Origin of the sequence: Burkholderia sp. JKS000303 (assembly GCF_002563755.1) — a bacterium.
In the GTDB taxonomy this organism is placed as follows: Bacteria; Pseudomonadota; Gammaproteobacteria; order Burkholderiales; family Burkholderiaceae; genus Burkholderia; species Burkholderia anthina_B.
Genome location: NZ_PDBZ01000001.1, coordinates 3142064 through 3154833 on the forward strand (window position 1 = coordinate 3142064; position 12770 = coordinate 3154833).

A 12770-nucleotide genomic window follows, 5' to 3' on the forward strand; every position below is an offset into this window, starting at 1 on the left:
AGCGGTGCTCCGAAAGGCGGTCGGCCGGATCCGGCCGAGATAATTTAACTTAGTCATGCGAACAATAGAGGTTAGTATGATCACCGGAAAAACCGGCGTTTTCTTCATGGTGGCGGATCCGATCGAACAGGTGCGTACGCCGGAAATCTTCAACCAGATTTTTCCGATGTGCGGCGTCGACGCGGTGATGGTGCCGTTGCAGGTTGCGCCCCAGCATCTGGAAGCGACCATACGCGCGCTCTTTCAATCGACGACGACGCGCGGCATGGTGTTGTCGATCCCGCACAAGACGGCAGCCGCCGCGATCGTGGACAGGCTTTCGACGGGCGCGCAGACGGCCAACGCCGTCAACGCGATTCGCCGCAACGACGACGGCTCGCTCGAAGGCGAGCTGTTCGACGGCCTCGGCTTCGTCAAGTCGATGGACCGTTACGCGATGCCGTATCGCGGCAAGTCGGCCTTCCTGGTGGGCGCCGGGGGCGCGGCGAGTGCGATCGCGGCCGCGCTCGCGGAAGGCAAGGTGTCGCGCATCGGCATCTACGATCCCGATACCGCGAAGGCGGAACTACTCGCGAAATCGATCGAAGGGCACTACAACCTGCAGGCCGAGGTCAAGGGCGACAACGATCCGGCCGGCTTCGACATCGTGATCAATGCGTCGCCGCTGGGCCTGAAGACCAGCGATCCGCTGCCGGTGCCGACCGAGCGTCTGGATCCGTCCGCGCAGGTCTGCGACATCCTGATGAAGAACCAGCCGACGCCGCTGCTGAAGGCGGCGATGGGGCAAGGCAAGACCGTATTGCCGGGGTTCGACATGCTGATTCTCCAGTCGCCGCTGTTCCTCGACTTCTTCGGCGTGCCCGATGCAGCCAATGCGCTGCGGGAAGACGACTCGATCGCACGCGACATGCTGTTTCCGGTGGAGCTCCGCAGCCTCGTCAAGCGCGCCGCCTGACGCAACCGGCCCGGCGCATTGCGCCGTTGCCGCCTTCCTGTCGTTCATCCATTGAAGTCGTCGGGGCAGAAGCAGCGGCACACATGGAACAGGCCCCGCATATCGAAGCGACATGCGGGGCCTGCATCGTTTTGCCCGGACGTGCGGGGCGGTGCGTTACGCCTGGCTCGGCTTGTCCCACAGGTTCAGCGACTGGCCGATCCCGTTGGCCAGTGCATTCTTGTACAGCTCGTAACCCCAGCTGATGTCGAACACCGCCATCCCGCACGCGATGAAGATGACGCGATCCTTGTCGTGCTCGCGGCCCGGTTTCACGCCGTTGACCACGTCGCCGAGGCCGGTGGAATCCTTCAGCGCGGGCAGCTTGCCGGCGTCGATCAGCCGATAGAACGGACCGCCGATTACGCCGCCGTAATACGCGTCCTTGTTGCCGGAAGCGACCGCGTCTTCGACATAGGCTTCCTGCAGCGGCGTATGGTCGAAGACGATCTTCGCGCTGGTGAGGAACGATTCGTCCGTGTTGAACGGGCCGGAAATCAGCAGCGTCGCACCTTCGTCGATCCATTCGTCCTTGAAGTACAGCGGCTTCAGGCGCGATGCGGCCACCGTGATCACGTCGGCACCGCGGAAGCCCTGTTCGGCCTCATCGACGCCGACGGCCTCGATGTCGTAGGTGTCGCTGACCCAGCACGCGAACTCGTTCGCCTTGTCGAGGAACACGTCAAAGCAGACCACCTTCTTCACGTCCTTGAGCTGCGTGATGATCGCCGTGAAGCAGGCCTTGTTGATCGGCCCGCAGCCGATCACGGAAACGGTCCTGGCGTGCTTGTTCGCGAGATGCTTTGCCGCCACGCCCGGCACCGCGCCGGTGCGGGCCGCACTCAGCAGGTTCGCGGACATCATCGCGAGCGGGGCGCCCGTGTCCTTGTCGTTCAGCATCATCGTGAGGATCGAGCGCGGCAGGCCTTTCTCGACGTTCGCGTGATTCGAGCCGTACCACTTGTTGCCGCACACGTCGAAGCGTCCGCCGAGATAGCCGGGCATCGCGGCGAAGCGGCGGTCCGGGCCGGCCACCGGCATGTTCGGGAACGGCGTTTCCTTCGGAAACACGATGTTCATGCCGTGGTTGTTGTGGTTGGCGCCGCCCATCAGGTAATCGCCCTTGCCGAGCAGGCTGAAGGTTTCTTCGCAGACGGTGACGCAGCGCGCGGCGTCCAGTACGCCGGCGGCGATGGTGTCGGGTTCGGACAGATACACAAAGTCGATCTTCGGATACATGGTGGTGACCTTTTCAGAAAGGATGGCGATGACGGACGGACGATTGATCGTTGAAGCGGAAGACTAGAATCGCAGCAGCGGCGCGATGTCGTAGAGGCGGCAGCCCGGGCTGCGCGCATTGGCGCGCATCAGGAAGTTGAGTTTCTCGATGCGCTCGCCCGAGCGTGGCGCGCCGTTCTTCTGGAACGGGACTTCGAGGCCGACGGAGAAATCCATCACGACGTCGTCCACCACGCCACCGGAGCGGCCGGACGGCACGGCGATCATTCCGTGCGCCTCGGCGAAGCGGTAGGCGTCGAGTGCCTCGGTGATGGTGCCGACCTGGTTGGGCTTGAGGACGAAGCCGTCGACCGCGTGCGTGTCGTGGGCCTTGCGCAGCAGTTCGAGGTTCGTCACGGTCAGATCGTCGCCGAGCACGATCGTCCGCTCGAGTTCCCGCACGGCCCTGCTGTAGCCGGCCCAGTCGTTTTCATCGAGGAGGTCTTCGATGAAGACGAAATTGAATCGTTCGGTCAGGTAGCGGGCATACGCGATCAGCTCGTCGGCCGACACGTGTTCTCCCTTGAGGAGATAGCGGCCCGTCTGCTTGTCGTACATTTCGCTCGATGCGCAATCCAGTGCGAACGCGATGCGACCGGTATAGCCGCACGCGTCGATGGCTTTCTGCATCAGCGTGAGGATCATCTCCGGATCTTCCGACGGTGCGGCATAGCCATATGAACTGGCGACTTGCGGCTTGTGACCGAGATACGAAGTCAGCACGTCGCCGAGCTTCTGGAATACGGCGACCGCCATTTCGATCGAGAAATCGATGCTGTCGGTCCCGTAGGGCACGATGAGGAATTCGTTGAATGCCTGGGTGAAGCCGTCGTAACGTCCGCCGTTGACGACGTTGAAGCAGGGCACCGGCACGGTCCGCAGCGCTCGGCCGGCAAGGTGCTCGTAGAGCGGAATCGCGCGGGACGCGGCCGCCGCGCGAAACGCCGCGATCGAAACCGAGTAAATCGTATTGCCGCCGAGGCGATGTTTGTCCGGCGTGCCGTCGAGCGCGATCATCTTCTCGTCGATCGCGCGCTGGTCGAATACGTCCATGCCGATCAACGCGGGGCCGATGACGTTTGCCGCGTAGTCGACGGCCTTGTGCACGCTGAGTCCCTTGTAGGTGGACGGATCGCCGTCACGGAGTACGAACGATTCGTGCATGCCGACCGAAGTCCCGGTGGGCGCCGCGCCGCGTCCGATCGCACCGCTTGCGGTGCGGATCTCGACTTCGACGGCCGGGCGGCATTTGCAGTCGATGATTTGCTGCGCGTGAACGGAGGTGATCTTGTCGGTCATCATTGGCCCTCCGTCGCCGCCGGGACATACAGGATGTTCAGGTCGCACAGGTTGGTGCCGGTGTTGCCCGTGAAGATGGCCGAATCGATCGCCGCCAGCGCTTCGTAGCAGCCATGCTCGCGCAACGCCTGGTACAGGCTTACGCCTTTCGCGGCGGCCGCCTTGAGGCTCGTCGAATCCGTGATGCCGCCGGCGACTTGCGCCGTTCCGTCCGTCCCTTCGCTGTCGATCGACAGCAGGCACGCGCCACGGGTCTTTTCCGCGGTGATGGCGAAGCTCACCGTCATTTCCTGGCCGGGGCCGCCATGCCCCTTGATCACGCTGTTGTCGTTGATCAGCGTCGTGACTTCGCCGGAGCTGAGCAGCACGCACGGCGGCTTGATCGGTCTGCCGTAGGTCTGGATCTCGCGCGCGATCGACGCGAGGAACGTGCCGGCGTCACGGCTTTCTCCTTCGAGGAACGACGTGACGATCATCGCCGGTATGCCCATTTCCTCGCAGATTTCCTTCGCGTAAATGCACGAGTCCGGCAGCGTGTTGAGCAGGAAATAGGTGTTCTCCGGAAAGGCCTTGGGCGTCTCCGTTTCCGGGCCGGCGTGCATCAGGTAATCGACGACGCTGGCGGGCAGACGGTCCGCGACGTTGCGATTGACGATGGTTGCGCGCGCATCGTCGAGCGTCGTCATGTCGGGGCCGATCGGCGTGCTCTTGTAGGCCGCGTACGGCACGGCGATATCGCCCGTCGCCGGGGAGCCGACCGCATCGCTGATGCCGAAGCCGATCAGCTCGGCGCCCACCGACTGAATGCGCTTGGCCAGCATGCCGCCGTTGAGCGCGGAAATGTGCCGGCGCACCGCGTTGATTTCGTAGATGCCCGCGCCGGACTTGAGCAGCACGTCGGTCGTGTCGATCTCGTCCTGCAGCGTGATGCCGTCGATCGGGCACGACATGAGCGCGGAGCTGCCGCCGCTGATCACCGCGATGAACAGATCGTCGGGCCCGGCCTGGTCGACCAGCTCGATGATCTTTCGCGACGCGCGATGACCTTCCTCGTTCGGCAGCGGATGGCCGCCGACGAACACTTCCGTTTTGTTGAAGCGATCCGATTCCTCGTGAATCTTCACGATCGCGATGCCATGCGTGAGCCGGTCGCCGAGCACGTGGTCGACGGCCATCGCCATGTGATTGCAGGCCTTGCCCGCGCCGACCAGATACACGTTGCGCTTTTTCGACAAATCCCACGAGCGCGTACCGATATGCAGCATGTCGCCGTCGACGCGCATGATGCTTCGAATGCGCTCGTAGCTGTCGAGACGCTGCAGCGTGCGATCGGCAATGTCCAGAACGATGCGCCGGGATTCGACGGCGCCCTGAGAGAGAAGCTCTGCGGAATTTCGTATTTTCTTCATACGGGGATCGGTGAAGGGTTGCCGTCTCGCCGAACGCATGCAGCGATGACGTAAGGGCAATTTAGGCAAACACCCTGCACAGATACATGTACACTTGGCTGTACTTGCGGATCGCTGTACAGGCTCCGCGGCCTATACGCATGTCTCTCGTTGCGAGTCGTTCTTATGAAGCCCGTTCTTTCCTTGGATGCCGATTCCGAGATGTCGCTCACCATGCAGATCGTGGCGGGCATCATTCGGGAGGTCGACGAAAAGCGCTGGCGGCCGGGTGCGCGCGTGCCGAGCATCCGCGCGTTCGCGGGCGCGCATGGCGTGTCGACCTTTACCGTGGTGGAGGCCTACGATCGCCTCGTCGCGCAGGGTGTCCTGGTGGCGCGTCGCGGGTCCGGCTTCTACGTGTCGGAGCGGCGCCTGGGCGCGCCGCGGAAGGCGACGGAAAAGCTCGACGAGAAAGTGACCAACGGGTGGCTCGTGCGCAATTTTCTCGGCGCCACCGAGGGAGCCATTCATGCGGGTGCAGGCTGGCTTCCCGAAACGTGGTTCGACAGCGAAGGGATCGCACGATCGCTGCGGCAACTCGCGGCGCATCCCGAACACCTGCTCGGCTACGGACACGCGCGAGGCTTCGACCGCCTGCGCGAACAGATCGTGCGTCAACTGGCCGAATACGAAATCGAAACCGACGTCGGCGGCATCATGACGACGCTGGGCGCAAACCAGGCGCTCGATCTCGTGATTCGTCAATTCACGCAGCCCGGCGATGTCGTGATGGTCGACGAGCCGTGCTACAGCGACCTGCTGGTCGGCCTGCGGATGCGCGACGTCGAAACCATCGGGATTCCGATGACGCCCACCGGGCCGGATGTCGCGGCGATGGAAGCCGCACTCGAATCGCGTCAGCCGAAGCTCTACTTCACGAACAGCCGGCTGCACAATCCGACCGGGGCGAGCTACAGCTCGGCGGCGGCCTACAAGGTGCTCAAGATCGCGGAGCGCCACGATTGCCTGATCGTCGAGGACGACGTGTCGGCCGATCTCGTGCAGGGCGCGCATTTCACGCTCGCGTCGATGGATCAACTGCGCAACGTGATCTATGTCGGCAGCTTTTCGAAGACCATCGGCGCGGGGTTGCGCGTCGGCTTCGTCGTTGCCGATCACGATGTCATCGAAGCGCTCCTTTATCAGAAGCTGGTATCGGGCATGTCGACACCGACCGTCACCGAGCGCCTCGTCAGCGCGGTGTTGTCGGAAGGGCACTACCGGAAACAGACGGAGCAATTGCGGGATCGACTGGCCGCCGCGCAGGAGAAGACCTGCCGGCGGCTGGAGGCGAGCGGCATGGACGTGTTCTGCGAGCCGCGTTCCGGCATGTTCGTCTGGGCGAGGGCGGCCGGCGACGATACGGATTCGTCCCGGCTGGCCGAGCTTGCGCTGCAGCAGAACATCCTGCTCGCGCCCGGCCACCTGTTCTTTGCCGGCCGCGTCAAGACGGGCTGGCTGAGGTTCAACGTCGCGCACTGCAATTTCGACCGGCTGTTCAGCTTTCTCGCGGATTCCGTCGGCCGCTGACGGGCGCCTGCGGCGCTTTCCAGGTGTGCAGTTCCCGCCGCCTGTACAGGTATCACGGCCTGTACATGTCGTGCGTTATTTCAGCGCGAGAGCATGTGCTGAAGAAACGTCGATGCAAGCACGGAGGAACCCATGGAGAGAGCCGACGCATGAGTGATGACCTTTCGCGGTTCGCGATCAATCAAATCACGACACCCAGATGGACCCTGCCTGAAGCACTCGAAGGCTACAAGCGTCAGGGAATCGGCGGCATTGCGGTCTGGCGGCAGTTTCTCGAAGCGTACGGCGTCGCGCAAACGCGCAAGCATCTGCGGCAACTGGAGATGTGGGTGCCGTCGCTGTGCACGAGCGAATGGCTCAACGTCGGCGTCGAACAGAGCATGGCCGCGGCGATCGACACGAACCGGCGGCTGCTCGATGCGGCCGCCGAAATCGGTGCGGCCTGCCTGATGATGGTGGTCGGCGGGATGCCGCCGGACAGCAAGGACATACAGGGGCAACGTGCCCGCGTGCGCGATGCGCTGTTCACGTTGTTGCCGCATGCGCGTGAAGTCGGCGTCAAGCTCGGTCTCGAACCGCTGCATCCGATGTACGCCGGCGACCGCAGCGTACTGAATTCGATCCGGCATGCCAACGATCTCTGCGACGAACTCGGCGAGGGTGCCGGGCTCGTGCCCGACGTTTACCACTGCTGGTGGGATCCGGCCTTCGAAACCGAACTTCGCCGCGCGGGACCGCAGCGCATCATCACCTTTCACTATTGCGACTGGCTCGTGCCGACGCGAAACCTGCGCGATCGCGGCATGGTCGGCGACGGCGTCATCGATATCGCGCGGATCAAGGGATGGCTGGACGACATCGGCTATGCCGGGCCGTTCGAACTGGAAATCTTCTCCGAGCTGGACTGGTGGGAACGTCCGCCGGAAGAGACGGTTCGCGTGGCCATCGAGCGCTGCGGGCCGCATGTCGGCGCGGCCGTGCCCAGGCAAGCGCGTCCATAGCGCCATCCGAGGTGTGCCGCGCCGCGCTCGGGAAGGGCTGAGCGCGACCCGGTCGTGTCCTCGCATCGCCGCAAAGCATCCGGACGCGAAGGGGCGCCGCTCGCGCGGCGGCCGATATCCCGCTTCGAAATCCATCATTTCCCTCATCGGTGAACCCTATGTCGACCGGCCCCACCGCATCGGCTGAGCGCCTCCGCGCACCCGAAAAGACGGCGCTTGACGTGCTGTACGGCAAGGTGACCGCGCGCTTGCTGACGCTGTTCTTCTTCTGTTTCTTCGCCGCGTATCTCGATCGCGTCAACATCGGGCTGGCGAAGCTCCAGATGCTCGATGCGCTCGCCTTCGGCGACCGGATCTACGGGCTCGGAGCCGGGCTGTTCTTCGTCGGATACATCGCGTTCGAAATACCGAGCAATCTCGTGCTCGAGAAAGTCGGCGCGAAGATCTGGATCGCGCGCGTCATGATTACCTGGGGGCTGCTCTCCGGCGCGACGCTGCTCGTCAAGACGCCGTTGCAGTTCTACATCGTGCGATTCCTGCTCGGCGCGGCCGAAGCCGGGTTCGTGCCGGGCGTGCTGCTTTACCTGTCCCAGTGGTTTCCGTATGAACGGCGCGCGCGGATCGTCGCGCTCTTCATGATCGGCATTCCGATTTCCAGTCTCGTCGGCAATCCGTTGTCCGGCTGGCTCATGAACGTCACGAACGGCGTGCTCGGCTTCGGCGGATGGCAGTGGCTGTTTCTGCTCGAAGCGCTGCCGTCGGTTGCGCTGGGCGTATTCGTGCTCCTTTGGCTGCCGAATACCATCGAGCAGGCGTCGTGGCTCTCGGCGGATGAAAAGCAGCAGTTGCTCGCGAACCTCGACAGTCATCCGCATGTCGAGAAAATCTCGTCGCTCAGGCACGTGTTCATCGACAGGCGACTGTGGATTCTCGGTCTCATCGACGCATGCATCATGATCGGTGTGTACGCAACCAGCTTCTGGCTGCCGTCGATCCTCCGCGATACCGGCGTGCACGATCCATTCGTCATCGGGCTGTGGATGATGCTGCCGAACGCCGCGGCCGTGATCAGCATGCTCTGGTGCGGGCGCAGTTCCGACCGCTCGCGCGAGCGCCGCTGGCACATGGCGGTGCCGTGTCTCGTCGCAGGCTTCGGGCTGTTCGTGGCCGCGACGACGCCCCATGCCACGCTCGCGACCGTCGTGCTTTTCTCGCTGATCAACGCCGGCGCGGCGGCGACCATTCCGGTCATCTGGACGTTGCCGCCCACGTTTCTGAAGGGAACCGGCGCGGCCGCCGGCATCGCGATGATCACGTCGCTCGCGAATCTGGGTGGCTTCATCGGCACCTATCTGCTGGGATGGCTGAGGGATGCGTTCGATTCGCAGCAGGTGGCGCTGCTCGGGTTCGGCGTGTGCATGCTGATCGGGTGCGCGCTGGCGCTGGCCTATCCGAAGCCCGACGACGAACAGGCGGATTCATGATGCGATGGCTGCTGGCGCTGTTGACCTGCACGGGCGAGTACGAGCGCGGACCCAGCCCGGTGACGGCGGTGATGTCGGCCGCCGCGCTCGGCTTCGCCGTGAGCGCGCACTACGACGCCCGCGGTGATCGACCGGCGCATCGGAACGGGCGCAACGCGTGATGTAACCGGCGCGTGGCATGCAAACGGCGGGGGATCCGGATCGAAGCGGTCTGACGAAAACTGTTTGGAACGTGCGGCCGTGGTGTGCCGCGTGACTTTGGCCCCGTTTCCGGCCACGCCGAGCCATCCGTCATTTTCCTGCTTGCTCTCGTGAAATTGCCGTGCTAATTTTTCATGAAATTAACCGGCGAAAATTTCACGGGAGTCCGCATGTTCGTGCAGTCCGACCGTCACGTCGCAAGCTACTACGCCGGCACCTACCCGGCGCCGATCCCGCATCGTCCCGAGCTGGATGAACGCATCGACGCCGACGTGCTGGTCGTCGGCGCGGGGTTCAGCGGGCTGCATACGGCGTTGCGCCTCGCGCTCGCGGGCAAGCGCGTGGTCGTGCTGGAGGCCAGCCGCGTCGCGTGGGCGGCGTCGGGCCGCAACGGCGGACAGGCGCTGCTCGGCTGGTCGTGCGACATGCAGCCGCTCGAGGATTCGCTCGGCCGCGACGGCGCGCGCGTGCTGTGGGACAGCATGCGCTGGGCCGCGGCCGAAGTGCGCGAGCTGCCCGCACGACACGGCTTCGACATCGACTACCGGCCCGGCAGCCTGTGGGCGGCGGTGCGGCCGCGCCGTGTGGCGATGCTTGCGCAGGCCCGCGACGAAGCGGCCGAGCGGTGGGGCTACGACCGGCTGCGCGTGATCGAGCAGGGCGAGATGCCGGAATGGATCGGCAGCGCCCGCTATCTGGCCGCGCTTTACGATCCCGAGGCCGGGCACCTGAATCCGCTGAAGCTCGCGCTCGGCCTCGCGCAGACGATCGAACGCGCGGGCGGCCGCATCTTCGAACAGAGCCGTGTGCTCGACTGTCGGGAGACGGCGGGCGGCCATGTCGCGCGCACCGCGCACGGCGAAGTACGCGCCGATGTGCTCGTGCTCGCATGCAACGCCTACGTCGACCGGCTCGATCCCGAGCTGTCGCGCCGGCTGCTGCCGGTCGGCACGTACCAGGTCGCGACTGCGCCGCTTGCGCCGGACGTCGCGCGCTCGCTGCTGCCGCAGAACAGTTGCGTGATCGACAATCAGTTCGTGCCGGACTACTTCCGCCTGAGTCCCGACAACCGGCTGCTGTTCGGCGGCGGCTGCACGTATCTCGGCGGCATACCGGCCGACATCGCGGCGGCGACGCGTCCGCACCTCGAGCGCGTGTTTCCGCAACTGGGCGGCGTGCCGCTCGAGTACGTGTGGGGCGGCCACATCGACATCAGCATGCGGCGCACGCCGGACATCGGCCGTCGCGGCCAGCGCTTCTGGCTGCAGGGCTTCTCGGGCCACGGCGTGCTGCCGACGCTCGCCGGTGCGCGCGCGGTCGCCGACGCCGTGCTCGGCGACGATCACCTGCTCGCGCAGTACCAGCGCATTCGCAACCCGCGCTTCCCCGGCGGCGACCGCCTCGCCGCGCCGCTGGAAGCGATCGGCAAGGCCTGGTACCGTTTGCGCGATACCGTCTGACGCACCGGATTCCAACATGAACGAACAGGAAGAAATAGAAAGTCTGGCGATCCTGATCCGCGACCTGCGCAAGCATCGCAAGGTCACGCTCAACGATCTCGCCGACCGGATCGGCCGCTCGGTCGGGTTTCTGTCGCAGGTCGAGCGCGGGTTGTCGCGCCCGACGGTGGCCGATCTCACCGCGATCGGCGAGGCACTCGGCGTGCCGACCACGTATTTCTACAGTCTGAGCAAGCCGCGCAGCGTGCCGTGGGTCACGCGGCCCGACGAGCGGCGCACGGTGTATTACGCGGCCGGCATCACCGACATTCTCGTGTCGCCGAACATGCGCTCGCGCTTCTCGATCCTCGAAAGCCATCTCGCGCCGGGCGCGAGCAGCGGCGAGCGGCCGGTCGACGACAGCGACGAGCAGGGCGGCTTCGTGCTCGAAGGCGAACTGACGATCTGGGTCGATGGCGACGACACGCCCGTCACGCTCGGCCCGAACGACGCGTTCCAGTTGCCTGCGCACAAGCGATTTCGTTACGCGAACCTGAGCGATGCGCCGACGCGCGTGATCTGGGTATTTACCTGAGTTGTCGGCAGGGCGGCCCGACGGGCCGCCGCGTTGCCGGCTTGCTGGTTTGCAGTACTGATCGACATCGGGCATGGGCATTGACGCATGCCGATGAATCCGGGTCGCCGCAAGGCGGCACCGCCATACAGAACATGGAAAGGATGAGACATGGCTGACGTCGTTACCGTGCTGGTCGATGAAGTGCGCGCCTTTCGGCAGGCGCACCCCGAGATCCGTTATGTCGACCTGATCTGTCTCGACCTGCCCGGACACTTCTACGGCAAGCGCTATCCGATCGACGCGCTCGAGAAGGTCGCGGCGGGCTCGCTGCTGAAGCTGCCGCAGAACTGCGTGCTGCTCGGCACGCAAGGCGGCCTCTACAAGATCGGCGATTACTGCTTCAACGACGGCGACCCCGACGCGCCGCGCCGGCTGATTCCCGGCACGCTGAAGCCGGTGCGCTGGGAGCGGCAGCCGCTCGCGCAGATGCTGATCAGCTCCGACGGCACGGACGCGCCGATCGAGTTCGAGCCGCGCGAAGTGCTCGCGCGCGTGCTGCGGCGGTTCGCGGCGCGCGGGATCCGCCCGGTCGTCGCGTTCGAGCTGGAGTTCTACCTGTTCGCCGCGCAGCTCGAGGACGGGATGCCGCAGTATCCGCGCGACCGCTTGAGCGACGACCGCGACGATCAGCCGAACATGCACATCGAGCGCCTGTCGCGCTTCTCCGACGTGCTGCACGAAATGGTCGAGGCCGCGTGCGAGCAGGGCGTCGACGCGACGGTGATCACGGCCGAGCTCGGCCCCGGCCAGTTCGAGATCAACTTCGGCCACACCGACGACGCATTGCGCGCGGCCGACTGGTCGGCGCTGTTCTGCCGCAGCACGCGCGGCGTCGCGCTGCAGCACGGTTATCGCGCGAGCTTCATGGGCAAGCCGTATCTGCATGCGCCGGGCAGCGGGATGCACGTGCACGTGAGCCTGTACGACGAAGCCGGTCGCAACCTGCTCGCCGCGGACGGGCAGCGGCCGTTGCGGCATGCGGTGGCGGGCTGCCTTGCGCTGCTGCCGCACTGCATGCCGGTGTTCGCGCCGAATCACAATGCGTTCCGGCGCTACGGATCCATGGTGAACGCGGCGAGCCGCGCAAGCTGGGGCTTCGAGGATCGCGACGCGTGCATCCGGATTCCGGAGTCGGATGCGCGCAACCTGCGGATCGAGCATCGGCTCGCGAGCGCGGATGCGAATCCGTATCTGGTGCTCGCGGCGATCCTCACCGGCATGGAGCACGGGCTCGACGCACGAAAGGAGCCGATCGCACCGCTCAACGACGATCGCGGCAGCGGGATCGATTTCCCGAAGGAGATGCTGTCGGCCGTCGCCGCGATGCAGGATCACGCGGCCGTGCGCGACGGGCTCGGCAGCGAATTCGTGATGGTGTATTGCGAGAACAAGCGGCAGGAGGAGCTGGATTTCCGCAACGAGATCGGCGCGCGGGAGTATCGGTGGTTTCTGTAATCGA

The 12770-nt window shown here is 65.0% G+C and carries 11 protein-coding genes; 8 read left to right on the forward strand and 3 right to left on the reverse strand.

The genetic code is table 11. The features are described from left to right. Window positions 1-55 precede the first annotated feature (55 nt). The gene (locus BX604_RS15115) at window positions 56-955 is read left to right on the forward strand and encodes a shikimate dehydrogenase family protein (protein WP_257146328.1); all 900 of its coding nucleotides are present in this window, start codon (window positions 56-58) and stop codon (window positions 953-955) included. 156 nt (window positions 956-1111) lie between these two features. Here BX604_RS15115 and BX604_RS15120 read toward each other — a convergent pair whose 3' ends face one another. The 3 genes from BX604_RS15120 to BX604_RS15130 form a co-directional block, all read right to left on the reverse strand. Then, on the reverse strand, window positions 1112-2233 hold the full coding sequence (locus tag BX604_RS15120; protein WP_098551502.1) for a tyramine oxidase subunit B: 1122 nt from the start codon (window positions 2231-2233) through the stop codon (window positions 1112-1114). 63 nt (window positions 2234-2296) lie between these two features. Further along, on the reverse strand, window positions 2297-3571 hold the full coding sequence (gene eno / locus BX604_RS15125; RefSeq protein ID WP_098552887.1) for a phosphopyruvate hydratase: 1275 nt from the start codon (window positions 3569-3571) through the stop codon (window positions 2297-2299). Continuing rightward, the gene (locus BX604_RS15130; RefSeq protein WP_098551503.1) at window positions 3571-4980 is read right to left on the reverse strand and encodes a glycerate kinase type-2 family protein; all 1410 of its coding nucleotides are present in this window, start codon (window positions 4978-4980) and stop codon (window positions 3571-3573) included. Before BX604_RS15130 ends, eno begins: the two co-directional genes overlap by 1 nt. A gap of 201 nt (window positions 4981-5181) precedes the next feature. Here BX604_RS15130 and BX604_RS15135 point away from each other — a divergent pair, with 201 nt between their 5' ends. From BX604_RS15135 to BX604_RS15160, 7 genes are all read left to right on the forward strand, one after another. Beyond that, window positions 5182-6549: an aminotransferase-like domain-containing protein gene (locus BX604_RS15135; RefSeq protein WP_257146329.1), complete on the forward strand. Its 1368-nt coding sequence runs from the start codon at window positions 5182-5184 to the stop codon at window positions 6547-6549. Window positions 6550-6698: 149 nt separating this feature from the next. Continuing rightward, window positions 6699-7550 carry a sugar phosphate isomerase/epimerase family protein gene (locus tag BX604_RS15140; protein WP_098551505.1) on the forward strand — a complete coding sequence of 284 codons (852 nt, stop codon included), beginning with the start codon at window positions 6699-6701 and terminating at the stop codon, window positions 7548-7550. A gap of 158 nt (window positions 7551-7708) precedes the next feature. Further along, entirely contained in the window at window positions 7709-9034 is a 1326-nt protein-coding gene (locus tag BX604_RS15145) for an MFS transporter (protein WP_098551506.1), read from the forward strand. Continuing rightward, a complete protein-coding gene (locus BX604_RS39000) occupies window positions 9031-9195 on the forward strand; it encodes a hypothetical protein (protein WP_179894813.1) in 165 nt (54 codons plus the stop codon). Before BX604_RS15145 ends, BX604_RS39000 begins: the two co-directional genes overlap by 4 nt. A 210-nt stretch (window positions 9196-9405) precedes the next feature. Continuing rightward, on the forward strand, window positions 9406-10695 hold the full coding sequence (locus BX604_RS15150) for an NAD(P)/FAD-dependent oxidoreductase (RefSeq protein WP_098551507.1): 1290 nt from the start codon (window positions 9406-9408) through the stop codon (window positions 10693-10695). A gap of 16 nt (window positions 10696-10711) precedes the next feature. After that, on the forward strand, window positions 10712-11269 hold the full coding sequence (locus tag BX604_RS15155) for a helix-turn-helix domain-containing protein (protein WP_098551508.1): 558 nt from the start codon (window positions 10712-10714) through the stop codon (window positions 11267-11269). Between the two features lie 150 nt (window positions 11270-11419). Further along, complete coding sequence (locus BX604_RS15160) at window positions 11420-12766, forward strand: glutamine synthetase family protein (RefSeq protein ID WP_098551509.1); 1347 nt, start codon at window positions 11420-11422, stop codon at window positions 12764-12766. Window positions 12767-12770 lie beyond the last annotated feature (4 nt).